Annotated in this window: 24 protein-coding genes and 1 pseudogene; 5 read left to right on the top strand and 20 right to left on the bottom strand. The window is 71.5% G+C overall.

Translation table 11 applies throughout. The features are described from left to right. Nucleotide 1: 1 nt before the first annotated feature. The 8 genes and pseudogenes from V6V89_RS32155 to trmD form a co-directional block, all read right to left on the bottom strand. Nucleotides 2-409: pseudogene (locus tag V6V89_RS32155) on the bottom strand (M23 family metallopeptidase); the annotation flags it as partial. Between the two features lie 151 nt (nucleotides 410-560). Then, nucleotides 561-884, bottom strand: coding sequence for a DUF2469 domain-containing protein (locus V6V89_RS32150; RefSeq protein WP_265252411.1), 324 nt, complete (start codon nucleotides 882-884; stop codon nucleotides 561-563). Then, the gene (locus V6V89_RS32145; protein ID WP_334623300.1) at nucleotides 884-1,669 is read right to left on the bottom strand and encodes a ribonuclease HII; all 786 of its coding nucleotides are present in this window, start codon (nucleotides 1,667-1,669) and stop codon (nucleotides 884-886) included. Before V6V89_RS32145 ends, V6V89_RS32150 begins: the two co-directional genes overlap by 1 nt. A gap of 16 nt (nucleotides 1,670-1,685) precedes the next feature. Further along, nucleotides 1,686-2,162 (bottom strand): NUDIX hydrolase, encoded by a 477-nt coding sequence (locus tag V6V89_RS32140; RefSeq protein ID WP_334623299.1) that lies wholly within the window; start codon nucleotides 2,160-2,162, stop codon nucleotides 1,686-1,688. Between the two features lie 36 nt (nucleotides 2,163-2,198). Continuing rightward, complete coding sequence (lepB, locus tag V6V89_RS32135; RefSeq protein WP_334623298.1) at nucleotides 2,199-2,837, bottom strand: signal peptidase I; 639 nt, start codon at nucleotides 2,835-2,837, stop codon at nucleotides 2,199-2,201. After that, a complete protein-coding gene (lepB, locus tag V6V89_RS32130) occupies nucleotides 2,834-3,727 on the bottom strand; it encodes a signal peptidase I (RefSeq protein ID WP_334623297.1) in 894 nt (297 codons plus the stop codon). Before lepB (V6V89_RS32130) ends, lepB (V6V89_RS32135) begins: the two co-directional genes overlap by 4 nt. Nucleotides 3,728-3,944: 217 nt before the next feature. Further along, the gene (rplS, locus tag V6V89_RS32125) at nucleotides 3,945-4,301 is read right to left on the bottom strand and encodes a 50S ribosomal protein L19 (RefSeq protein ID WP_265252416.1); all 357 of its coding nucleotides are present in this window, start codon (nucleotides 4,299-4,301) and stop codon (nucleotides 3,945-3,947) included. A 98-nt stretch (nucleotides 4,302-4,399) separates the two neighbouring features. Next, on the bottom strand, nucleotides 4,400-5,173 hold the full coding sequence (trmD, locus tag V6V89_RS32120) for a tRNA (guanosine(37)-N1)-methyltransferase TrmD (RefSeq protein WP_334623296.1): 774 nt from the start codon (nucleotides 5,171-5,173) through the stop codon (nucleotides 4,400-4,402). Between the two features lie 63 nt (nucleotides 5,174-5,236). Between trmD and V6V89_RS32115 the strand changes: the two genes are divergently transcribed. The 3 genes from V6V89_RS32115 (at nucleotide 5,237) to V6V89_RS32105 (ending at nucleotide 8,841) form a co-directional block, all read left to right on the top strand. Further along, nucleotides 5,237-5,464, top strand: coding sequence for a hypothetical protein (locus V6V89_RS32115; protein WP_265252418.1), 228 nt, complete (start codon nucleotides 5,237-5,239; stop codon nucleotides 5,462-5,464). A gap of 5 nt (nucleotides 5,465-5,469) precedes the next feature. Then, nucleotides 5,470-5,802, top strand: coding sequence for a hypothetical protein (locus V6V89_RS32110; protein WP_334623295.1), 333 nt, complete (start codon nucleotides 5,470-5,472; stop codon nucleotides 5,800-5,802). A 108-nt stretch (nucleotides 5,803-5,910) separates the two neighbouring features. Further along, on the top strand, nucleotides 5,911-8,841 hold the full coding sequence (locus V6V89_RS32105; protein WP_334623294.1) for a helix-turn-helix transcriptional regulator: 2,931 nt from the start codon (nucleotides 5,911-5,913) through the stop codon (nucleotides 8,839-8,841). A 6-nt stretch (nucleotides 8,842-8,847) separates the two neighbouring features. Here the strand turns inward: V6V89_RS32105 and rimM are convergent, their stop codons facing one another. The 5 genes from rimM to proS all read right to left on the bottom strand — a co-directional run bounded on the left by rimM (nucleotide 8,848) and on the right by proS (nucleotide 12,339). Then, nucleotides 8,848-9,390, bottom strand: coding sequence for a ribosome maturation factor RimM (rimM, locus tag V6V89_RS32100; RefSeq protein WP_334623293.1), 543 nt, complete (start codon nucleotides 9,388-9,390; stop codon nucleotides 8,848-8,850). A 6-nt stretch (nucleotides 9,391-9,396) separates the two neighbouring features. Continuing rightward, on the bottom strand, nucleotides 9,397-9,657 hold the full coding sequence (locus V6V89_RS32095) for an RNA-binding protein (RefSeq protein WP_281893326.1): 261 nt from the start codon (nucleotides 9,655-9,657) through the stop codon (nucleotides 9,397-9,399). Then, a complete protein-coding gene (gene rpsP, locus V6V89_RS32090) occupies nucleotides 9,632-10,132 on the bottom strand; it encodes a 30S ribosomal protein S16 (protein WP_334623292.1) in 501 nt (166 codons plus the stop codon). The genes V6V89_RS32095 and rpsP overlap by 26 nt, the downstream gene beginning before the upstream one ends. A 126-nt stretch (nucleotides 10,133-10,258) precedes the next feature. Beyond that, nucleotides 10,259-10,918 (bottom strand): DUF402 domain-containing protein, encoded by a 660-nt coding sequence (locus V6V89_RS32085; RefSeq protein ID WP_334623291.1) that lies wholly within the window; start codon nucleotides 10,916-10,918, stop codon nucleotides 10,259-10,261. After that, a complete protein-coding gene (gene proS / locus V6V89_RS32080) occupies nucleotides 10,918-12,339 on the bottom strand; it encodes a proline--tRNA ligase (RefSeq protein WP_334623290.1) in 1,422 nt (473 codons plus the stop codon). The genes V6V89_RS32085 and proS overlap by 1 nt, the downstream gene beginning before the upstream one ends. An 86-nt stretch (nucleotides 12,340-12,425) precedes the next feature. Here proS and V6V89_RS32075 point away from each other — a divergent pair, with 86 nt between their 5' ends. Together V6V89_RS32075 and V6V89_RS32070 are read left to right on the top strand one after the other, a co-directional pair. Continuing rightward, entirely contained in the window at nucleotides 12,426-12,941 is a 516-nt protein-coding gene (locus V6V89_RS32075; RefSeq protein WP_334623289.1) for a SigE family RNA polymerase sigma factor, read from the top strand. Next, on the top strand, nucleotides 12,931-14,409 hold the full coding sequence (locus V6V89_RS32070) for an outer membrane protein assembly factor BamB family protein (RefSeq protein ID WP_334623288.1): 1,479 nt from the start codon (nucleotides 12,931-12,933) through the stop codon (nucleotides 14,407-14,409). The genes V6V89_RS32075 and V6V89_RS32070 overlap by 11 nt, the downstream gene beginning before the upstream one ends. A 7-nt stretch (nucleotides 14,410-14,416) precedes the next feature. Here V6V89_RS32070 and V6V89_RS32065 read toward each other — a convergent pair whose 3' ends face one another. The 7 genes from V6V89_RS32065 to V6V89_RS32035 form a co-directional block, all read right to left on the bottom strand. Continuing rightward, nucleotides 14,417-15,493 (bottom strand): amidohydrolase family protein, encoded by a 1,077-nt coding sequence (locus V6V89_RS32065; protein WP_334623287.1) that lies wholly within the window; start codon nucleotides 15,491-15,493, stop codon nucleotides 14,417-14,419. Then, nucleotides 15,490-17,043, bottom strand: a complete 1,554-nt coding sequence (gene ffh, locus V6V89_RS32060; RefSeq protein ID WP_334623286.1) for a signal recognition particle protein — start codon at nucleotides 17,041-17,043, stop codon at nucleotides 15,490-15,492. The genes V6V89_RS32065 and ffh overlap by 4 nt, the downstream gene beginning before the upstream one ends. A gap of 293 nt (nucleotides 17,044-17,336) precedes the next feature. Further along, on the bottom strand, nucleotides 17,337-17,993 hold the full coding sequence (locus V6V89_RS32055) for a response regulator transcription factor (RefSeq protein WP_334623285.1): 657 nt from the start codon (nucleotides 17,991-17,993) through the stop codon (nucleotides 17,337-17,339). Continuing rightward, nucleotides 17,990-19,084, bottom strand: coding sequence for a sensor histidine kinase (locus tag V6V89_RS32050; protein ID WP_334623284.1), 1,095 nt, complete (start codon nucleotides 19,082-19,084; stop codon nucleotides 17,990-17,992). Before V6V89_RS32050 ends, V6V89_RS32055 begins: the two co-directional genes overlap by 4 nt. A gap of 53 nt (nucleotides 19,085-19,137) precedes the next feature. Continuing rightward, nucleotides 19,138-19,947 carry an ABC transporter permease gene (locus tag V6V89_RS32045; RefSeq protein ID WP_334623283.1) on the bottom strand — a complete coding sequence of 270 codons (810 nt, stop codon included), beginning with the start codon at nucleotides 19,945-19,947 and terminating at the stop codon, nucleotides 19,138-19,140. Next, entirely contained in the window at nucleotides 19,937-20,815 is an 879-nt protein-coding gene (locus V6V89_RS32040) for an ABC transporter ATP-binding protein (RefSeq protein ID WP_334623282.1), read from the bottom strand. The genes V6V89_RS32045 and V6V89_RS32040 overlap by 11 nt, the downstream gene beginning before the upstream one ends. Before the next feature lie 90 nt (nucleotides 20,816-20,905). Beyond that, a complete protein-coding gene (locus V6V89_RS32035; RefSeq protein WP_334623281.1) occupies nucleotides 20,906-21,652 on the bottom strand; it encodes an FtsX-like permease family protein in 747 nt (248 codons plus the stop codon). Nucleotides 21,653-22,306: the final 654 nt, after the last annotated feature.

Raw genomic sequence — 22,306 nt, 5'->3', positions numbered from 1 at the left:
CCAGCGGCAGCAGCCGGACGCGGCCGAGACCGAGCAGGGCGAGCGGGTCGAGGTATTCACCGGCTCGGCGCAGACCCCAGTGCAGGCAGGCCGCCTCGACGCAGCCGGGGTGGCCGCCGAGCAGCGCGCCGACTGGATCTCCGGGACGCACCCGGTCGCCGGCCCGCACCGCCGGGACGACCGGCTCGTAGGTGGTGCGCAGCCCGCCCGGGTGCGCCACGCTGACCACGCCTCGGCCGGCGACGTATCCGGCGAAGTGAACGACCCCCGCACCGGCCGCGCGGACGGTGGTGCCCGGTGTCGCGGCCAGATCGATGCCGCGGTGGCCGGCCAGCCACGGCTGGGGTGGCGGGTCGAAGTCGCGCGTCACGCGCGGCTGCCCGTCGAGCGGCCAGCGCCAGTCCAGCCCGGCGGGAGCGAGGGTCAGCAGAGCGGCAAGGAGGAGGTTCATGCGGGCAGCCTGCGCCCGAGTCCTCAGCCCGGCAACCGCCGATCACCCGCCCTGTGGACAGCGGTGGTCCTGTGGAAAACTCCTGCGGAGCGAGCTGATCTGTTAAAGGTCAGCCACCGAAACCGGTCTCGGTCGGCAACGAGATGTCGGGTTTTTCCAGCTCCTCGACGTTGACGTCCTTGAAGGTCATGACCCGGACGTTCTTGACGAACCGCGCCGGCCGGTACATGTCCCAGACCCAGGCATCCTGCATCTCGACCTCGAAGTAGACCTCGCCGTCCGAGTTGCGAACGTGCAGGTCAACCTGGTTGGCGAGGTAAAAGCGACGCTCCGTCTCGACCACGTAGGAAAATTGGCGGACGATGTCGCGGTACTCCCGGTAGAGCTGCAGCTCCATCTCGGTCTCGTACTTTTCGAGATCTTCTGCGCTCATCACACTCCGCCTTCCATGGCCACATCTTCCCCCACCAGCGCTGGTGGCCGTGCCTGCTCGTCCAACGCCACGCCGACGGTACTCCCTGGGAGGCCGGGGTGCGCTATTGGACGCCGAGCGCGGGGCGGACGGGAGTCGCGACCGGACGCGGCCGCCACATTGACGTACGAGAAGCGATGCTCCAGACACGGGCCGTGACGCTCCAGCGCGGCGCGATGCTCCGGGGTGACGTACCCCTTGTGCTCGTCGAAGCCGTAGACCGGGAAAGTGGTGTGCAGGTCCACCATGATCCGGTCTCGGGTGACCTTGGCGAGCACGCTGGCCGCCGCGACGCAGGCCGCGACCTGATCGCCCTTCCAGACGGCGAGGCCGGGCACGCCCAGGCCATCGACGCCGAAGCCGTCGGTCAGCACGTACTCCGGGCGGGTGGTGAGCGCGGCCAGCGCCCGGCGCATCGCGAGCAGGTTGCAGACGTGCAGGCCGCGGGCGTCGACCTCGGCCGCCGGGATCACCACGACCGCGTACGCCAGCGCCCGCTTGACCACCTCGGCGTACACCCGTTCGCGCGCGGCGGGGGTGAGGAGCTTGGAGTCGGCCAGCTCTTCGATCTCGCCACGCCGGCCCTCCGGCAGTATCGCGGCCGCGGCCACCAACGGACCGGCGCAGGCGCCACGGCCCGCCTCGTCGGCGCCGGCGACGACCCGGAACCCGCGCCGCTGGAGCGCCCGCTCCAGCGCGTAGATCCCGCCCTCCCGGCGGACCACGGTGCGCGGCGGCGTCAGCACGGCACCCATCCAAGCGTCAGCACGGCACAGCACCACCATCCGAATGCGCCAACACCCGCCGCAACAGCGCGGCCAGGTCGTCGGGGTACACCACCTCGGTGGTCGCCTCCAGATCGGCCATGCCCCACCACCGGTGCCCGTCGATCGAACCCTGCTCCACCTCGTCGAACCCCGTCGTGTCGACTTCCCAATGCGGCACCCGGACCAGAAAGAACTCCTGCCGCTGCCGGTACCAGACACCGTCGAACGGATACTCCGTGACCTCACTCCAGACCGGCTCGCCGAGGTGCTCCAGCGGCACCCGCAGGCCGGTCTCCTCGGCCAGCTCCCGGGCGGCGCCAACCGCCGACGGCTCTTCGGCGGCGAGGCCCCCACCCGGCGTGAACCAGTACCGGTGGTGTGGCCTGGCCGGATCGAAGCCCCGGAACATCAGGACCCGCCCGGCCTCGTCGACGAGCAGCACGCGTGCGGCCCGGCGCGGTGTGAAGTCCACCGCCCCAGCCTAAGGCTTGTCTCGAAGTGGGGACCGCTAGCCCGTGGGCGCGGGGATCGAGTCGAAGCTATCGGGGATCGACAGCCACTTGGCGCGGCCGACGGGCCAGAACACGGTGAACGCCCGCCCGATGACGGCGTCTTCCGGGATCGTGGCGGAGTTGATGTCGCGGGTCCGCTCCCAGTGCTCGAGCGAGTCGCCAGACGCCGACCGGTGGTCGCCCATCATCCACAGCCGGTCTTTGGGCACGGTGATGTCGAACGGTTCGTCGGCCGGCAGATCGGTGGTGCCGCCCTCGGAGTACAGGTATGGCTCGTCGAGGGGCTGGCCGTTGATCGTGATGCGCTGCTGGGCGTCACAGCAGACGATGTGGTCGCCCTCGACGCCGATGACCCGCTTGATGAAGTCTTCGCCGTCTGGATTGCTGCGCCAGTCGGCGGGCGCCTCGAACACGATGATCTCGCCGCGCTTCGGTGACCGGAAGTCGTAGACCAGCTTGTTGACGAGCACCCGGTCGAAGATGTCGAGCGTGTGCTCCATCGACGGCGACGGGATGTAGAACGTCTGGAGGACGAAGGCCCGCACCAGCACGGCGACCAGGATGGCTACGCCCAGCAGGATGGGGAGCTCGCGCCAGAAGGAATTCTTCTTCTTGCCGGTCTGCTCGTCAATCACGGACGGAGCCTACGACGGCGACCCGGCAACCAACGTCGGGCACGCGCGGAGAAGAGCAAAGAGCCCAGGATCGGCAGGACAACCGCGACACCTCCGGAATTCGGCTGGCTCACCGGCGGCGCCATCGCCGCGACCTGGGGTACACCGTCGAACGTGGACGGTATGGAGAGCCCGTTCCACCGATCGTACGGCCAGACGATGACGAAGGCGCGTCCGATGACATTGTCGATCGGCACCTGCCCCTGGCATCGCGAGTCCTGCGAGACAAGCCGGTGGTCGCCCATCACGAAGAGGTTGCCCGGCTGCACGGTGATCTCGTCGAACCGCCGCGACCGGCACTCTTGCGGATTTGGCGGCAGGTTTGGATCGGAGTTCTCGAGCACGTACGGCTCGTCGATCGCCTCGCCGTTGACCTGAACCCGACCCTGGTCGTCGCAGCACTTCACGCGGTCGCCGGGCACGCCGATGACGCGCTTGATGAAGTCCTTCTCGCCGGGACGGCTGACGCCGACGAGGTCGCCCACCGTGCGGCCCAGCTTGGCACCGAAGCCGAGCTCGGGCTCCTGGAACTCGGGCGTCCAGTTGGGCGGGCCGCGGAACACCACGACCTCGCCACGCTGCGGGTCGCGCACGTCGTAGACGACCTTGTTGACGAGCACCCGGTCGCCGACGAGCAGCGTGTCTTCCATGGACCCGGACGGGATGAAGAACGCCTGGAGCAGGAAGGTGCGGATCAGCACAGCGAGGCAGAACGCGACGATCAGCAGCAGCGGCAGCTCCTGCCAGAGCGGCATCTGCTTGCGGCGCTCGCGATCGTCTCCTCGCCGCTGGCCGCCGAGCCCCGCTGGCCGACGCCACGGATCATCGTCGTCGGGCTCCACCGCGCGCATCCCCCGTACCCGAGATACAGCACTACCGCCCGCGCTACTTCCTCCTCGGAAGCTCGGCGAGCGGTAGTCCGGAGGTATCGCGCCGCCCGCGCGACCGCCGCGGACGTAGCGTTCTTCGTACGTCACCGCGGCTAGCGTAACCGGACGGCGCACCAAGCGGCCAACGTCAGGCCGAACGAAAAACCGGCCTGACGCCAAGCGCCGCATTGGAAAAGGCTCAGCTGGCCTGCTTCTCGCGGCGCTCCTTGATCTTCGCGGCCTTACCGCGCAGCTCACGGAGGTAGTAGAGCTTGGCGCGGCGGACGGCACCGCGGGTCACGACCTCGATGCGGTCGATCGCCGGGCTGTTGACCGGGTAGGTCCGCTCGACGCCAACGCCGAAGCTGACCTTTCGGACCGTGAACGTCTCGCGCAGGCCCCCGCCCTGGCGGCGAATCACGACGCCCTGGAAGACCTGGACCCGGGAACGGTTGCCCTCGACGACTCGGGCGTGCACCTTGACAGTGTCACCGGCGCGGAAGTCGGGGATGTCGGTCCGCTGCGACTGGGCGTCCAGTGCATCGAGCGTGTTCATCGCTGTGGTTTCCTCGTGGCTCGTCGGGGCGATCATCACCCGGCTGGGACCGGGCACGAGCGGGCACGCCTCAGCAGCGCCCGGTCGTGGCAACCCCACTACTTTGCCACATCAGGCCCCGGTACCTGAAATCCGGCCCCGGTGAGGGCCGCGACATCGCGCTTGTCCAGGCCGCTGGGGTCCAGGTGCGCGAGCAGGTCCGGCCGCCGCTGCGCGGTGCGCAACAGCGCCTGGTCGCGGCGCCACCGTGCGATCCGGCCGTGGTCACCGGAGCGGAGGATCTCCGGTACGTCGTGCCCGCGCCACTGCGGCGGCTTGGTGTACACGGGCGCTTCCAGCAGGCCGTGCGCGTGCGACTCTTCGGCGAGTGACTCGGCGTTGCCGAGTACACCCGGCAGCAACCGGACGATCGCCTCGCACATGGCCAGTACCGCCACTTCGCCCCCGAACAGGACGTAGTCCCCCAGCGACACCTCCGACACCGGCATCCGGGTGGCGGCATGGTCCAGGACCCGCTGATCGATCCCCTCGTACCGGCCACAGGCGAAGATCAGGTGCGGCTCGGCGGCGAGCTCGTGCGCCATAGCCTGGGTGAACGGGGCGCCAGCGGGAGTCGGCACGACCAGCCGCGCCCGCACGTCGGCCGCTGGTGCGAGCGCGTCCAGCGCCTCGCCCCACGGCTCGGGCCGCATCACCATGCCTGGGCCCCCGCCGTATGGACTGTCGTCGACGGTGCGGTGCACGTCGTGCGTCCAGGTGCGCAGGTCGTGGACGGCGACGTCGAGCAGGCCGGACGCGCGTGCCTTGCCGATCAGCGACAGGTCGAGCGGCCCGAAATACTCGGGAAAGATCGTCACGACATCCAGCCGCATTAGTTTTTGACCTCCGCATGGTGGCGGATGTATCCCGTCTCACACAGGCGCATCGTCTTACTCATGAACGGATCACCCGAGCAGGCACTCTACGTGCTGGGCCAGGCGGCCGAGGTGCGAGCCCGGGCCGACGCCACATGGCGCTCGGCGATCAAGCACGCCCTCGCGAGCAACGTGCCGGTCGAGCAGATCGCGAGCCGCGCACACACGTCCATCGACATCGTCCTCGCCATCGTCAACAGTCCTCAGCGACGTGGCGGATGTTTCTACCGCAACGCCGGGGCATGGTGAGAGCCATGTCACCCACCAACGTGACGGCCACCCGCTGCGAGGCGCTCTTCGTATCCGCGCTCCAGGACTCCGACCATCCGAGTCCCGAGCAGGTACGAGCGGCCGTCCTCCGCGCGATCCGGGATTACGGCGTCCGGAGCTGTGTGGCGCGGGTGGCACAGGAGTTCGGCGACCACCCCGACGTCGCGGTAGCCCGGATGCGCTGGGCCCGCTACGAGATTCAACGCGCGTATCCCCCTCCTGCCAAACGAAACCCCTCCCGGACCAGAGGATGGTCGACCCGAACGGCCCCTCCTCTGATGGCCGCCTCCGCCCTGCCTCCGGCCAAGGCGGCCTGAGCAGCCGGCCAATCCCCCCGGCCGGCCAGCCCCGGGTGGCGGAAATGTAATCGCCTCCCCGCCACCCGGGGCATCTCATCTAACGCTTCGCAGCGATACGCTCACGGCATGTCCCCGCCTGTGTTCGTGGGACGGCAAGCCGAGATCCAGCGCGTATCCGAGCTGGCCCGACAGGCCGCCTCGGGGCATGGCGCCGTCGCACTGGTCGAGGGCGAGCCCGGCATCGGAAAGACCACCCTCCTCGACGCGTTCGCGGTGACGTGCGGCCGGCTCGGGATGCGGGTGCTGCGGGGCGCCGCCGAAGATCTGGAACAACGCCTGCCGTTCGCCACGATCGGCACGTGCCTGGGACTGCGAGTCAGCCCGCACAACAGCGCGGGCGACGACGGGGCGCACGTGGCCCGGCTGCTGCGCGGCGAAGACGCGTTCGGCCAGAGCGTCAGCGCCGCCAACCACGAGTTCGCCGCCACCGAGGCGATCCTGGAGCTCATGGACCAGTGGTCCGCCGCCGGTCCCGTCGCGCTGATCGTCGACGACGTGCAGTGGGCAGACCCGCCCAGCGTCCTGGTGCTCCACCGTCTCGCCCAGGGCGTGCGGCAGCAGCCGCTCCTGCTCGTCGTCGCCGCCCGGAGCGCCGCGGAGGGCGAGGCGGTCGCCGGGCTGGTCCGCGGCCTCACGACGCGGGGAGCCGACGTCCTGCGGCTCGAACCCTTGCCGGAGGCCGCGGTTACGGCGCTGGTCGAGAAGCTCCTGGAGATGCCCGCCGGTCCCGGCCTCGCCGGGCTGGTGGCCCGTGCCGGCGGCAACCCGATGTACGTGACCGAGCTCGTCGACGCCCTGTACCGAGAGTCGATCATCGCCGTGGAGGACGGCGTCGCGGAGGTCAGCGGCCACACCGAAGCGCCGCTGCCGGGATCGCTCGTCGAGACGATCATGCGCCGGCTGGACTTCCTGCCCCGCCGGGCGCGCGACATCCTGGAGATGGCCGCGGTGCTGGGGCCGGCCATCGACGCCGGCGAGCTGTCGGCGGTACTGGGCAGCCCGCTGGTCACCGTCTCGCAGACGCTGGTCCGTGCGATCGATGCGGGGCTGCTCGTCGACACCGGTGACCAGCTCGTCTTCCGGCACGACCTGATCCGGGAGGCGCTGGCCGAGCACCTGCCGGAGACCGTGCGCACCGCGCTCCGGCTGCGCGCCGGGCAGGTGCTGGCCGCCGCGGGTGCCCCGGTCGAGCGGGTCGCCGGGCACCTGCTCGCCGGCACGACGCTCGACCCGGACACCGTCGGTTGGCTGGTACAGCAGGCAGACGCCCTCATCGTGCGGGCGCCGCAGCTGGCGGTGCCGCTGCTTCGCAGAGCCCTTGCCGCGCTGGACGGCGCCGACCCGGCGGCGGCCGCGCTGCGACTGCATCTGGTGCGCGCGCTGCTCTGGGACGGCGACCCTGCCGCGGCCGAGCAGGCCGCGCGCACCGCGCTGTTCACGGACGGCGGCCCGGCGCTGCGCTGGCTGCTCATGCAGGCGTGCTTCCGGCAGGGACGGCTCGACGAGGCGGTGGTCGTGTCCGAAGACGCGCTCCGCCTGCCGGAGCTGTCGGCGGGCGAGGCCGGCCGGTTCCAGGGGTTCGCGGCGTTCTGCCTCTTCTACCTGGAGCGGTTCGACGCCGGTGAGCTGGCGGCGCGGCTCGCGGTCGAGGAGGGCGAGGCCGAGCAGGATGCCCAGGCTGTCGGGCTCGGCTACCTGGGGATGTCCGCGCTGCGGTTCGCGGAGGGCGACATGGTCAAGGCGTACGCGCTCGCCGACCGGGCCCTGCTCGCGTTCCACGGTGGCATCCGGCCCGACCTCCAGGCCGACCCGTACGCGATGCGCGGGTACTGCCTGCTGGAGCTGGACCGGTTCGACGAGGCGGACGAGGCGCTCGCCACCGCCGTGCGCCACAACCAGGCCACGGGCGGCGTGTACCTGGCTCTCACCTACGCCCTGCGGGCCCGGATGCGCTTCCTCGACGGGCGGTGGGACGACGCGCTCGCCGAGATCGAGGCCGGGCTGGACGGTCCGGACCCGCTCGGGCAGGCGCCAGGGCTGAAGGCCATGGCGGCGCTGGTCGCCATCCGGCGCGGCACCTACCAGGCGGAGCGGGAGGAGTTGCCGGAGCCGGACGACGGCGTCGGCGGCCGCAAGTACGGATACCTGACCCGATGGGCGCAGGCGCTGCTGGAGGAGTCCCGCTCCGATCCGCTCCACGCGCTCGACCTGCTGTATCCGGTCTGGGAGCGGGCGTGGGGGCTCGACCAGCGGCGGGTGATCTACCGGATCTGCGCCGACCTGGCTCGGCTCGCCGTCGTCGTCGGCGACCACAAGCGCGCACTCGACCTGGCCACCACCACCGAAGCGCTCGCCGGCAAGCAGCCGACACGCAGCCTGACGGCGACGGCGCTGCTGTGCCGTGCCCTCGCGGCCCCAGGGCCGGCGGCGCCTGGACTGAGCGACGCGCCGACGAAGTCGGTACCCGGTGCGAGGGAAGGCGCTGCCTTTCAGGCCCTGGGGCCCGCGCGAGCGGAGCGAGCGCCAGCCAGCACGGCGGACGCGGATGGACTCGTAGCTGCCGCACGGGCATTCGAGCTGGCGGCGTGGCCGCTCTACACGGCGCTGGCGTATGAGGAGGCGGCAGCCGCCCTGGCGCAGGCGAGCCGGGAAGCCGAGGCGCGGGACGCGCTGGGCACGGCGCTGGGTGGATTCGCCGCGCTGGAGGCGAGCTGGGACGCCGCGCGCGCCGAGTCCCGGCTGCGGCAGCTCGGCGTCCGGCGCGGACGGATCGGCCGGCGCAAGCGCCCCAAGCACGGCTGGGAGGCGCTGACCGACACGGAGAGCCGGGTGGCGCGGATGGTGGCGGAGGGCAGGTCGAACCCGGACATCGCGTCCCGGATGTTTCTGTCGCGCCGCACCGTGCAGACGCACGTGTCGAGCATCCTCGCGAAGCTCGACCTCAGCTCGCGGGTGGAACTGGCGATCAGCGTCTCGAAGCGGGTTTCAGGGGTCTAAGAGGCTTCAGAGGTCCAGCAGACCTTCCGGCGGGTCGACGACGACCCGACCACCGGCAAGGTCGACCTCGGGCACGATCGCCTTGACGAACGGCACCAGCGAGGTGCGCCCCTCCGGCCGGCGCAGCACCAGCATGTCGGAGGCCGGCGCGTGGTCGACCCGAGCCACCTCGCCCAGCGTCTCGCCCGACGTGGTGACCGCGGTCAGCCCCACCAACTGGTGGTCGTTGAACTCGTCCGGGTCGGTGGGGTCGGCGATCTCGGCGCTGTCGACCGACAGCAGCACGCCGCGCAGCGCCTCGGCGACATTCCGGTCGTACACGCCCTCGAACACCACGATCAGCCGGCCCTGGTGCGCGCGGGCGGCCTCGACGGTGAGCCGGTCGGGCACCTTGTAGGCGGCAGGGTCAGACGGTGACGCCCCCGGCTCGGTGATCAAAACCTTGCCAGGGGCGAACCGCTCGTCTGGATCGTCGGTGCGCACCTCCACCAGGACCTCACCGCGAATGCCGTGAGGGCGGCCGATGCGTCCGACGGTCCGAAGATCCATCGCGGATCAGTAGGAATCGACGATGTCGACCCGGACGCCGCGCCCACCGATCGACCCGATGACCTGGCGCAGGGCCTTGGCGGTGCGACCGCCGCGACCGATGACCGTGCCGAGGTCTTCGGGGTGCACACGCACCTCCAGGCGCTTGCCGCGCCTGGAGTCGACCATCCGGACCCGGACGTCGTCGGGGTGATCGACGATGCCCTTGACCAGGTGCTCCAGCGCGGGCCGGAGCGCCACCTCAGCCCTGCTCGCCGGAGGCGGCACCGGCCTGCTCCTCGGTCTTCTCAGCGGGCTTCTCGGCCGGCTTCTCAGCGGGCTTCTCAGCCGGCGCCTCGGCCGCGGCCTTCGCCGCCTTGGTCGCCTTCTTCGCGGGCTTCGCGGCGGGGGTCTCCGCCACGCCGGCAGCAGCCTTGGCCTCGGCCTCGTACGCCGCCTTGCGGTCGGCCCGCGGGGCCGCCACCAGCAGCGGCGGGGGAGCCGGCAGGCCCTTGAACTTCTGCCAGTCGCCGGTCTTCTCCAGGATGCGCTGCACGGCCTCGCTGGGCTGCGCGCCCACCGAGAGCCAGTACTGCACCCGCTCCGACTTGACTTCGATCACCGAAGGGTCTTCCTTCGGCTGGTAGATGCCCACGTACTCGATCGCCCGGCCGTCGCGCTTGGTGCGCGAATCGGCGATGACGATGCGGTACTGCGGGTTGCGGATCTTGCCCATCCGCAGGAGCCGGATCTTAACGGCCACGGTTGCTTTCGCTCCTGTGCGATTCGGGTGAGCAGACGGACGCCACGTGGGGTTGTGACGCCGGAGGCTCGTGGACTGGCGACGCGTCCGGGTTAGAGGGCGCGGACGCACGCCGATACCAGCGACCTATTGTGCCAGACCGGCCAGAGGTGGTCGGTCCCACCCCACCGGTAAGTCGTGTGGCGGCTGCCACGCGGCGTCGGGAACGAAGTCGGTCCAGGAGCCGTCGAACGGGAACTCACCCGCCTCGGCGACCTTGATCACCCGCTCGCCCTCGGCGCGCACCGCCGCCTCGTCGGCCACCCAGTAGTGCTCCGGGAAGGCGAGCCGCTCGACGAACTCCTCCTCGTCCTTCCACTCCCAGCGGTGGTCGGGCCAGACAACCACGTCGAGATCCTGGTCGACGATGTCGACCCCCGCCGTGCCGTCATCGGCCCAGCGCACGGCCGGTTCTTCCAGATTGACGTACCAGTTCTTGAACCGGCCTTCGTCATCACGGAACCACCACACGGAGTGGCTGGCACCGGCAGGCAGGAGCTTGAGCACCGGCGGACCAGCCCAGACGCCATGCGCCAGCCGATACGACGTGCTGATCCACTCAGTGAACGGCATCGCCCGCATGCCCCGCCCGTCGGCGGCCACCTCGTTGACAACCGTTGTGCCGGAAGCGATCCACAGCAACAGGCCGCGCTCGTCGTCGCTGACCACCCGGCCAGGGCGTACCCACCCGATCCGGCCACGCCGGACGTTGCGGTGCAGGATCATCTGCCCCGGCGTGAACCGCATCAGTACGCGCGCGCCAGGACCGCCACCAGGTCGGGCTCGTCCTCGGAATCCGGTACGGAACCGTCTGCGCGCACCAGGCACCGCACAGTCACGCCCTTGCCGTTGGCCTCGGCCTCGCCCGCCGGGCCCACTTGCGACCACGGCACCCGCGCCCAACCGGTGCTCGACGCCTCGATCGCGTCGGCCAGCGAAGAGACCTCGACGGTGCGCGACTCGCGCAGCGCCAGCGCCTCGTCGTGCAGGGTCTGCTGGTCGGCCTCCAGCGCGGCGAGCACGCGCGACACCACGTCGGGCACCGCCACCGGCGTCTTAGAGCCGTCGGTGCGGCGCACCACGACCGCGTTACCCGCCGCGAGGTCGCGGGGGCCCACCTCGACGCGTACCGGATAGCCCTTGAGTTCGGCATCGACGGCGCGGCGGCCGAACGGCGTGTCGACCCGGTCGTCGAACCCGACCCGGACCCCGGCGTCGCGCAGGGCGTCTCGAAGTTTCGACGCCGCCCCTGCCACGCTCCCGAGGGCACCGCCGTCGCTATCCTTGACGATCATCACGTACGCCTGCACGGGCGCCAGCCTCGGCGGCACGCGCAACCCGTTGTCGTCGCCGTGGCACATGATCAGACCACCCAGCATGCGGGTCGACGTGCCCCAGCTCGTGGTCCAGGCGTGCTCCTGGCCGCCGGTCGCCGACGAGTAGGTGATGTCGAAGGCGCGGGCGAAGTTCTGCCCCAGCTCGTGCGACGTGCCCAGCTGCAGCGCCTTGCCGTCGCCCATCATGCCTTCGAGCGTGTAGGTGTTGGTGGCGCCCGCGAACCGCTCGCCGGCCGTCTTGCGCCCCACCAGCACGGGGATGCCGAGCACTCCGACCATGAAGTCCTCGTACACCTCGTGCAGGATCTTGCGGGCGTAGGCGCGCGCGTCGGCCTCGGTGGCGTGCGCCGTGTGCCCCTCCTGCCAGAGGAACTCGCTGGTGCGCAGGAAGATCCGCGGCCGCAGCTCCCACCGCACCACGTTGGCCCACTGGTTGAGCAGCAGCGGCAGATCCCGGTACGAGTCGATCCACTTGGCCATGAACTCGCCGATCACGGTCTCACTGGTGGGGCGCACCACGACCGGCTCGGCAAGCTGCTTGCCGCCACCGTGCGTGACCACCGCCAGCTCGGGCGAGAAGCCCTCGACGTGCTCGGCCTCCCGGCGCAGGTAACTCTCCGGGATGAAGAGCGGGAAGTACGCGTTTTCCGCGCCTGCCACCTTGATCCGGTCATCCATCTCGGCCTGCATGCGCTCCCAGATGGCGTAGCCGGTCGGGCGGATCACCATCGTGCCGCGCACCGGGCCGTTGTCAGCCAGCTGCGCTTTCGCGATGACGTCCTGATACCAGCGGGGGAAGTCCTCCGCACGGGGAGTGAGCACGCGTGCCATGAGGCAGCATCCTATCCACCCCTGGCGCAACCCGATCCGGCACCGGCCCGTGTCCTTCTCAGAGACACGACTTAGAGGCGGTGGGGATGGCGGAGGCCGACGGGTTCGACGCGTTCTACCGGGACACATCCAGACGCCTGCTGCGCTATGCGTACGGGCTGACCGGCGACCCGGCAGAGGCCCAGGATCTATTGCAGGAGGCGTACGCACGCGCGTGGCAGCGCTGGCGGCGGGTGAGCCGGTACGACGACACCGAGGCGTGGCTGCGGCTGGTGGTAACCCGCCTGGCCACCGACCGCTGGCGACACCTGGGCGTACGCCGGGCCCGCGCCGCCGCGTCCCGGCCACCGGCGCCCGCCGCGCCGCCCTCGGAAGACACGGTGCTGCTCGTGAAAGCCATGCGCACGCTGCCGGCGGCGCACCGCCGGGCGCTCGCGCTGCACTACCTGCTGGACCGCTCGGTCGCCGAGATCGCGGCCGAGACCGGCGCGACCGCCGGCACGGTCAAGTCCTGGCTCTCCCGGGGGCGAGCCGGCCTCGCCGCTGCCCTCGGCGACTTGGTGCCACAGCCGGTACGAGGAGGTTCCGCGGATGTCGACTGATCTGGAACGCATGTTCACCGCGCTCGGCCGTGACGCCGACGGGATCCCGCTGGGCGATCCGTCGACCGCCCGCCATCGGGGCGAGCGCCGCCGGCGCACCCAGCTGGTCGCGGCCGGCCTCGCGACGGCTGGCGCGCTCGCCGCCGGCCTGACCGGAGGATCGTGGCTGGCGCGCGACGCGGCTGGCCCCGAACCGGTGGCCCCACCGCCGGACGGGCCGGTCCAGCTCGGCCCGGCGCGCCCGCTCGGCAAGGAGATCCGGTACGGCGACCAGCAGGTCCGCTTCGGGCTGACCGCGATCGCCGGGAACCGCGCGTACGCCGGCTGGCAGGAGGAGGACGGCACGCTGCGGGTGGCCGCCGCCGACCTGGAGACCGGGAAGGCCGCCTGGCCGGCACGCACGCTCGGCGAGTTCGACGACTCGAACGGCATCATCGCGGTGCCCCAGGCCCTGCTGGCGATCGGGGAGCACAACGACGGCACGGTCCCGGACCAGCTGCTGTACGTGGTCGACCCGGACACCGGCCGGGTGCGTTGGGAGCTTCCATTCGACATGAACGGCGACGACCTGCTCTTCTACGACTCCGCCCTTGTGCACGTGACCGAGGCCGGCGCCATCTCGGCACGCGACTGGAGCACCGGCCGGGTCGTGTGGGACGAGGCGCCCCCGGCCGATCCTCCGGTGGCGAGCCTGGGCATGTACGGCCCGGCCGACCCCCTGCCGGGCAGTTCGAACGGCGCGTTCCCCGCGCACCTGAGCGACCCCCGGATGCTGCAGATCACCGCCGGTGGAGCACTCGTGGTGCGGGATTCGGCCACCGGCGCGGTGCGGTCCACCCGCCCGGGGGTCGGCATCGGCGCCGACGCGCACTACCTGGCCTATGACGGGCGGCTGTTCGGCGCGCATCGCGGGACGGGCCCGAACAGGGTGGTGGTAGCAGAGGTGGACGGCGGCGGGGCGGCACGTGAGCTGCACAAAGCCGCATCCGGGCGCAGCTACTACGACTTGGCCCCGTGCGGCAGCGACCGGATCTGCCTGCTGGATGGGGGCGCGACGGAGGCGCCCGCGGAGATCGCCGCCGTGGATGTCGCCAGCGGCCTGGAAATCTGGCGCAAGCAGGCGCCGGCCGGGGCGCAACGGCTGCTGCCCAGCGGCGCGCGGGTGCTCGTGACCGGCTCGGGAGCGCAGCCAGACGAGATGTCGAGCGCGCTGTTCGATCACGACGGCACGCAGCTGCTCGGCGAGGAGGACCGGCGGGCGTCGCTGGCCTGGGTCTCCACCGGCACGCTGCTGTCCTTCGGCGGTGGCAAGCTCGCCGGCGTCACCGCGGCCGACGGTTCGCGCCAGGAGCTGGGTGACAGCCCGCTCGAAGGTCTTATGACTCCTCGGTTCTGCTCCTGGACCGAGCGCAGGCTGGCGTGCCCGGGCAGCACCGGCTTCCGGGTATGGGACATCGCCTCGCGCTGAGACCGGCCTATCCGACGACGCGGCCGCGCAGCACGATCCGGAGCGGCGCGCGCACCACCCGCAGGTCCTGGCGGGGGTCGGCCTCGTAGACCACCAGGTCGGCGAGGCCGCCCTCGACCAGGCCCGGGAAGCCGAGCCATTCGCGGGCACCCCAGGAGGCGGCCCGCAGTACGTCGATCGCGCTCATTCCGGCGAAGTGCAGGCTCAGCATCTCGTCGGCCACCCGGCCGTGCGCGATGCCACCGCCCGCGTCGGTGCCTACGTAGATCGGCACGCCGGCCTCGTACGCCGCCCGCACCACCGCCGGGAACCCATCGCCGAGGGCGCGCATGTGGCCCGCGTACACGGGGAATTTCTCCTCCGCCCGCGCCGCGATGTCGCCGAAGGTCGCGATATTGATCATGGTAGGCACCAGTGCGGTGCCTCGCCGCGCCATCTCGTCGACCAGGTCGAGCGAGAGCCCCGTGCCGTGCTCGACGCAGTCGATGCCGGCACGCACCAGGACCGCGACCGCCTCCTCGGAGAAGGTGTGCGCGGTGATCCGCGCACCCGCGCCCTGCGCGGCGCGCACCGCCGCCGCCAGCGTCTCGGCGTCCCACGCCGGCGCGAGGTCGCCTACCGACCGGTCGATCCAGTCGCCCACGAGCTTGACCCACCCGTTGCCCGCGCGCGCCTGCGCGGCCACCGCCGCGGGCACGTCCGGGGCGCCGACCTCGACGCCGATGTCGCGCAGGTAGCGCTTCGGCGGCGCGACATGCCGGCCCGCACGCGCCAGTCGCGGCACGTCGGGGTCGTCGTCGAGTTGGGGGTACGGGTACGGCGAACCGGCGTCTCGAATGGCGAGCACCCCGGCATCGCGGTCCTTGGCGGCCAGCTCCTTCGCCTGGGCGATATCGCCGATCGGGGCGCCGCCCGGCGCGATGCCGATGTGGCAGTGCGCGTCGACCAGCCCCGGCACGATGTATCCGCCGTCGGCGATCGTGGTCGCGCCCGGAACCGGCTCGAACGTGACCCGGTCGTCGACGAACCAGAGGTCGCGCTCCTCGTCGTCAGGCAGCAGGACGCCCCGGAGGTGGCCAATCATGTCTCGTCGGAGTCGGGCTTCTTCTTGCCGAGCTTGCCGAAGTCGAGCTTCGGGAGCTTGAAGCCGGGTGGCATGCCAGCGCCGCCGCCTAGCGCGCTCGGGTCGAACCCCGGCGGGAGCTGTGGCATCCCGCCTGGCATGCCGCCCGGCATGGCGCCGCTGGTACGGGGCCGGTTGCCGCCCTTGCTGCCCTTGCGCTTGTTCTTCGGCGACTTGGTCGCCTTGCGCCGGGCGCCGGGCAGGCCCATCATCCCGCCCATCTGCTTCATCATCTTTTGCGCCTCGGTGAAGCGGTTGAGCAGCTGGTTGACGTCCATCACGGTGACGCCGGATCCGTTCGCGATGCGGGCGCGGCGGGAGCCGTTGATGATCTTCGGGTTGGTGCGCTCGCTCGGTGTCATCGAACGGATGATCGCGGTGACGCGGTCGAAGTGCTTGTCGTCGAGCTCCGCCAGCTGGTCCTTCATCTGGCCCATGCCCGGCATCATGGCCAGCACGTTCGCGATCGGGCCCATCCGGCGCACCGCGATCAGCTGATCGAGGAAGTCTTCCAAGGTGAAGGTCTCGCCGCCCATGAGCTTGGCGGCCATCTTCTCCTTCTGATCGGAGTCGAACGCCTGCTCCGCCTGCTCGATCAGGGTGAGCATGTCGCCCATGCCGAGGATGCGGCTCGCCATCCGGTCCGGGTGGAAGACGTCGAAGTCCTCCAACTTCTCACCGGTCGACGCGAAGAGGATCGGCTGGCCCGTCACGTGCCGCACCGACAGCGCGGCACCACCCCGGGCGTCACCGTCGAGCTTGGACAGCACGACACCGGTGATGCCGACCCCGTCGCGGAAGGCCTCGGCCGTGGTGACCGCGTCCTGGCCGACCATCGCGTCGATGACGAACACGACCTCGTCCGGGTCGACCGCGTCACGGATCGCGGCCGCCTGCGCCATCATCTCGGCGTCGATGCCCAGCCGGCCGGCGGTGTCGACGATGACGATGTCACGGGCCTGGCGGCGCGCGTGCTCGATCGAGGCCTTCGCCACCTGCACCGGGTCGCCGACCCCGTTGCCCGGCTCCGGCGCGTACACCTCGACACCCGCGCGGCCACCGAGAACCTGGAGCTGACCGACCGCGTTGGGGCGCTGGAGGTCGGCGGCGACCAGCAGCGGCTGGTGGCCCTGCGCCTTGAGCCAGCGGGCCAGCTTGCCCGCGAGCGTCGTCTTACCCGAACCCTGAAGGCCCGCCAGCATGATCACGGTGGGCGGCTGCTTGGCGAACTGGAGCCGCCGCGCCTCACCACCGAGGACACCGACCAGCTCCTCGTGCACGATCTTGATGACCTGCTGGGCCGGGTTGAGCGCCTGCGACACCTCCGCACCGCGCGCCCGCTCCTTGAGCGCCGTGATGAACGCCCTGACCACCGGCAGCGCGACATCGGCCTCCAGCAGCGCGAGGCGGATCTCGCGGGCGGTCGCGTCGATGTCGGCGTCGGTGAGCCGGCCCTTGCCACGGAGCTTGGTGAAGATCCCGGAGAGCCGGTCGCTCAAGGTGTCAAACACGGCGCAACATCCCGTTTGTCGTTTGTTAGCGGGTACGGCGACGCTGGGCACTAGGACGCCCAGCCAGAGCCAGGGTACCCGCCGCCCGCGTGGGCCGCCCCGCGCCGCCACCCCGCCCGCCTCGGCGGCCGGTGCGGTCGCCGGAGACGGCCGGGGACGGCGCCGGAATGCTGGCAGTCTCGCCGATCAAGGAGAGGTCCGTCGATCAAGGGCAAATGCACGCGGAAAAGAGATCGAACCGCGTGCGTTTGCCCTTGATCGACGGAAAAGCGGCGGCGGGGCGGAAGGGCGGGCTAGAGGGGGACCAGGCCGGACTGGTACGCGAAGACGACCAGCTGGGCGCGGTCGCGGGCACCTAGCTTGATCATGGCGCGACTGACGTGGGTGCGGGCGGTCGCGGGGCTCACCACCAATCGCTCGGCGATCTCGTCGTTGCTCAGCCCTTCGCCGACCAGCCCGACGATCTCCCGCTCCCGCTCGGTGAGCATGCCCAGCTGCGGGTGGGGCTTGGAGGCCCGACTCGGGCGGGTCGCGAACTCGCGTACCACCCGCCGGGTGACCGACGGCGACAGCAGCGCCTCGCCCTCGGCGACCAGCCTGACGGCACGCAGCAGCTCGGCCGGCTTGGTGTCCTTGATCAGGAAGCCGCTGGCGCCGTACCGGAGCGCGTCGAACACGTACTCGTCCAGCTCGAACGTCGTCAACACGATCACGCGGGTCTCCGCCAGCGACGCGTCGGCCCCGATGCGGCGGGTCGCCTCGATGCCGTCGATGCCGGGCATCCGCACATCCATGAGGATCACGTCGGGGCGCTCGCGCCGCGCCATCTCGACCGCCGCGAGGCCGTCGGCCGCCTCGCCGGCCACCGCCATGTCGTCTTCGCTCTCCAAAAGGGTGCGCAGCCCGAGGCGCACCAGGTCCTGGTCGTCGGCGATCAGTACCCGGATCATGAGAGCGGCAGCCTCGCGTACACGCGGAAGCCGCCGCCCGGCATCGGCCCGGCGTCGAACTCGCCACCCAGCGCGTCGACGCGTTCCCGCATGCCGGCCAGGCCGTGCCCGCCGCCCGACGGTGCGGCGGCGGTGCGCCCGGTATCCGTGACCTCCACGGTGATCTCCTCCGTCTTGTACGCCAACCGCACCGTAGCGGTGGCCGCCCCGGCGTGCCGGAGCACGTTGGTCAACGACTCCTGGACCACCCGGTACGCGGCCAGGTCGATCACCACCGGCAGGTCGCGCCGCTCGCCGGTGACCTCCACCGTCACCGCCACGCCGGTCTCGGACATCCGGGCCACCAGTGCGTCGAGGCGTGCCAGTCCAGCGATGGCGGCGCGGGTCTCGTCGCCTCGCGGCCGGCGTACCAGCGCCAGCGTGACCCGCAGCTCGTCGAGCGCCTCGCGGCTGGTGCGGCTGATCGCGTTCAGCGCGGCCTCGGCCTGCTCGGGGCGTTTGGGCAGCAGGTGCAGCGCGATCTCGGCCTGCATGTTGATCGCCGAAAGCCCGTGGCCAACCACGTCGTGCACCTCCTGGGCGACCCGCAGCCGTTCCTCGTCGGCGTACTGGCGGGCCAGCTCGGCTCGGTTTCGGGCGGCGGCCTCCCTGCTGAGCCGGACGGTGACGCCCACCGCGAACGGCACCACCGCCCACGCCGACGCCGGGATCACGTCGCCGATCTCCCCGTCGACCAGGATGTGCGCCATCAGGATCGCCAGGGCCGCCCCCGTCCAGATCGCCGCCTCGCGGGTCGGGCGGTGCCGCGCGACCGTGTAGACGGCGATCAGGAACGAGATCAGGATCGGCCCCAACGGACCGCCACCCACCAGGTACGCCGAGGCCACGACCGCCACCACCGCGACCGTGCCCAGCGGGTTCAGGCGCCGCACCACCAGGGTCAGCGCGGCGATCACGACCAGCGCGTACATCCACCAGGTGACCCGGATGTCCTGGAGCCCTCCGGCGCCCGTGGTGCCGACCAGCCCGATCCCGACCAGCACCGCAGCGAGGATGCCGTCCTGCGCCAGCTGCCGCCTCACGAGGTTCATCTTGCAGAGTCTCATGCCCTCGCCTTCGCTCGGGTCGCTCGCGCGCTTGGAAACTAGAGGATGTCGCGGCGTCGCAGCAGCAGGCCGCCCAGCACGCCGAACACCACCAGGTACGCCGCCACCACAGCCGCCGCCTGGCCGGATCCGACCAGCTCCGCCACGCCGGGCGTCTGCGGCGACGAGCCGAGCGCCGCCACGAGCGAGCCCGCGTTGGGGCCGGGCAGGCCCTTCTGCGCCTCGGCCACCCAATCGAGCAGCGGCGCCGCGACCGAGGTCAGCAGGTTCTGCACCGCCATCAGCCACACCAGGCCCAGCCCGATCGGCATCGCCACGCCGCGCAGCCCGACCGCCAGCACGACGCCGAGCATCGCCCACATCATCGCGATCAGCCACCCGGCGCCGACCCCGCCTGCGAGGTCGCCGACGGAGGGCCAGTTCATCGCCGCGCCTTCGGCGGTGGCGATCGCCGTGCTGGTCACCGCGCCCGCGGCGAAGAGCGTCAGAACCATGACGAGGACGGCCAGGCCGATCGCCGCCAGCTTTCCCGTGTACACCGACAGCCTCGACGGCCCCTGCGCGAGCACCGTCTTCCAGGTGCCCCATCCGTACTCGCCACCGGCGGCGAGCACGCCGAGGATCAGCGCGATCGCGCCGGCGAAGACCGGCCAGCCGCCTATCGAGTTGCCGACCAGATGGTTGGGGAACGTCGACGCGACGCCCCGGTCGGCGGTCGGCCCGTCCGCGCCGGCGTACGGCACCAGGTAGGTGAAGGTCAGGCTTAGCGCGAGCGCGACGGCGAGCAGGAGCCAGTTCGCCGGGCGCCGCACCAGCTTGGTCAGTTCGGCATGAGTGCTAGCCCACATGGGTCATCTCCAGGAAGACGTCTTCGAGTTCGCGTTCGCGAATGCCTAGCTCGCTGACCGCGATGCCGGCGTCGACCAGTTCGGCGTTGATCCACGCCGCCCGGTCGTGCGGGATGTCCAGGTCCATTCCGGCGCCGTCGACGCGTACCCGGTCACCGCCCAGCAGGGCGCGGGCCCGCGCGGCGGCCGCGTCGATCGGGTCGGCGACCACCCGCAGCCGTGCGCCGCCCCGCAGGTCGGCGACCGTGCTCTCGGTGATCAGCCGGCCCTGCGAGATCACGCCGACCCGGTCGCAGATCTGCTGCACCTCGCCCAGCAGGTGGCTGGAGATCACGACTGTGCTACCGGCCGCGCCGAGCCGCCGGATCAGCGCCCGCATGTCGGCCATGCCGGCCGGGTCGAGGCCGTTGGTGGGCTCGTCGAGGATCAGCAGGCGCGGGTCCTTGAGGAGCGCGGCCGCCACACCGAGGCGCTGCTTCATGCCGAGCGAGTAGGTGCTGTAGCGGTCCTTGCCGCGCCCGGCGAGGTCGACCAACTCCAGCGCGATCTCGACCCGCCGGGCGGGAACGCCCGCGTACCGGGCGAGGACGCGCAGGTTCTCCCGCCCGGACAGGTATGGATAGAAGGCGGGACCCTCGATCAGCGCGCCGATCTGGGCGAGCTGCCCCGGCGCCTGCCCGAGCATGCGCACCCTGCCGGACGTCGGCCGGACCAGCCCGAGCAGCATCCGGAGCGTGGTGGTCTTCCCGGCACCGTTCGGGCCGAGGAAGCCGTAGATCTCACCGCTCTTCACGGTGAGGCTCACGCGGTCGACGGCGAGGTGCTCGCCGTACCGCTTGGTGAGTTCGTGTGTCTCTACCGGAAACATGCCTCCAGGCTCCCGTTGCTGGAGCCTGAAGGCGTCCGCCGCGAAACGACACACGCCGTACGCAGCCCGACGTACACGCCGGGCTGTGCGCTACGTGAGGCGGCGGACCAGCACGAGCCGTGGGCGGGTCAGCAGGGCGGTCAGGAGCACCGCAAGTGCCGGGGCCACCAGGATCGTCACGACCAAGGGGAGCCAGGGGACGTGCCACTCAAGGTCGCGGCGGAACGCCACCATCCCGGCCGCGGGAGCGATGCCTCCCGCCACGCCCAGCACCGCCCCTAGGCCCACGATCAGCCCGGCCTGTGCCGCCGCGATCCGGCGCCGCAGCCGCGGCCCGGCACCCACGGCGGCCAATGTGGACAGATCATTGCGCATCTCGGACGTGGCTAGGCCGACCGCCACCCCGCTCGCGGCGAGCGTCACCGCCGCGCTGACCGCCGCCAGCACGAGGAACATGGCGCTGTAGTCGCGTCCGTCGTCGAACGGCTTGGCGCCTACCGCCACCTCGGCCGGATTCCCCGTAGCGCCGGCGGCGAGTTGGGCGGCCAGCACGTGGGAGTTCGCGGCGATGACCTCGGCCGCGGTGGGCGGCCGCGTCACGTCGACGATCGCACCGCCGGGCACGGTCTTGATCCCGTGCCGGGCCGCCGTCGCGGAGGAGATTACCGCGCCGGGTAGGTCCGTGTAGTAGTCGGGCGCGGGCACCAGTACGGCTGGCATGCGTCCCCGGTCAAACATGGTCAACTGCCCGTCGGGCATCAGCTCGCGGTAGAAGGCCACCGCGCCGCCCTCCTCCAGCGTGCGCAGCGCCGCCTCCGTCGGCTCCGCGCCGGTCACGGCCGGATGACCTCGGCGCCGCCGACGGCCATCAGCTGCGACGGGGACACCGACGTCCCGGTGTTCTCGTCCGACGGCCCTTCGAAGACGGCCACCTGGTCGACCGCCACCGTCAACGGCACCACGGCCCGCACCGGCAGTGCCCGCTCGATCGCGCGCGACAGCTCCGGCGTCACCGTTGCCGCGGCCGGCACCAGCACCTGGCCGGTATGCGCGTTGGGCTGGGTCAACGAGCCCTCCGTGGACTCCGCCGCGTTGAACAGCATCAGCGCCATGCTTCCGGCGACCGTGGTGCACACCGCGGCCGCCGAGGCAGCGGTGCGCAGCCGGTGGCGTGCGGCGTGCCGAGCGGCGAGCCGCAGCGCCAGCGGGAACCGCCCGGCCAACCGGCCCAGCGCCGCCACGGGAACCGGCGTGAACGCGGTCACGCCCAGCAGTATCGCCACTGTGCCGACGGTCACGGTGACGATGCTTCCGCCCGGACCGGCCGTGGCCATCGCCGCCGCCGCCCCGCCGGCTGCCAGGAGCAGGCCGCCGACCAGCCAGCGAACGTTGCTGCCCTTCGACACCGGCTCCCGGTCGGCCATCGCCGACCGCATGCTCTGGCGGGCCGCCGCGCGCGCCGGTCCCAGCGCCGCGAGGAGGCCGACCGCG

The organism is Micromonospora sp. CPCC 206061 (genome assembly GCF_036906915.1).
Lineage (GTDB): Bacteria > Actinomycetota > Actinomycetes > Mycobacteriales > Micromonosporaceae > Phytohabitans.
Note: the sequence above shows the minus strand (reverse complement) of the source record. Positions and strands in the feature narration are given on the sequence as shown.

Coding starts and splice junctions, on each gene's coding strand:
- V6V89_RS32150 (WP_265252411.1), bottom strand. CDS start 884: ATGAGCGCAGAAGATCTCGAAAAGTACGAGACCGAGATGGAGCTGCAG.
- lepB (WP_334623297.1), bottom strand. CDS start 3,727: ATGCGCGCGGTGGAGCCCGACGACGATGATCCGTGGCGTCGGCCAGCG.
- rplS (WP_265252416.1), bottom strand. CDS start 4,301: ATGAACACGCTCGATGCACTGGACGCCCAGTCGCAGCGGACCGACATC.
- trmD (WP_334623296.1), bottom strand. CDS start 5,173: ATGCGGCTGGATGTCGTGACGATCTTTCCCGAGTATTTCGGGCCGCTC.
- V6V89_RS32115 (WP_265252418.1), top strand. CDS start 5,237: ATGAACGGATCACCCGAGCAGGCACTCTACGTGCTGGGCCAGGCGGCC.
- V6V89_RS32110 (WP_334623295.1), top strand. CDS start 5,470: ATGTCACCCACCAACGTGACGGCCACCCGCTGCGAGGCGCTCTTCGTA.
- V6V89_RS32105 (WP_334623294.1), top strand. CDS start 5,911: ATGTCCCCGCCTGTGTTCGTGGGACGGCAAGCCGAGATCCAGCGCGTA.
- rimM (WP_334623293.1), bottom strand. CDS start 9,390: ATGGATCTTCGGACCGTCGGACGCATCGGCCGCCCTCACGGCATTCGC.
- V6V89_RS32085 (WP_334623291.1), bottom strand. CDS start 10,918: ATGCGGTTCACGCCGGGGCAGATGATCCTGCACCGCAACGTCCGGCGT.
- proS (WP_334623290.1), bottom strand. CDS start 12,339: ATGGCACGCGTGCTCACTCCCCGTGCGGAGGACTTCCCCCGCTGGTAT.
- V6V89_RS32075 (WP_334623289.1), top strand. CDS start 12,426: ATGGCGGAGGCCGACGGGTTCGACGCGTTCTACCGGGACACATCCAGA.
- V6V89_RS32070 (WP_334623288.1), top strand. CDS start 12,931: ATGTCGACTGATCTGGAACGCATGTTCACCGCGCTCGGCCGTGACGCC.
- V6V89_RS32065 (WP_334623287.1), bottom strand. CDS start 15,493: ATGATTGGCCACCTCCGGGGCGTCCTGCTGCCTGACGACGAGGAGCGC.
- V6V89_RS32055 (WP_334623285.1), bottom strand. CDS start 17,993: ATGATCCGGGTACTGATCGCCGACGACCAGGACCTGGTGCGCCTCGGG.
- V6V89_RS32050 (WP_334623284.1), bottom strand. CDS start 19,084: ATGAACCTCGTGAGGCGGCAGCTGGCGCAGGACGGCATCCTCGCTGCG.
- V6V89_RS32045 (WP_334623283.1), bottom strand. CDS start 19,947: ATGTGGGCTAGCACTCATGCCGAACTGACCAAGCTGGTGCGGCGCCCG.
- V6V89_RS32040 (WP_334623282.1), bottom strand. CDS start 20,815: ATGTTTCCGGTAGAGACACACGAACTCACCAAGCGGTACGGCGAGCAC.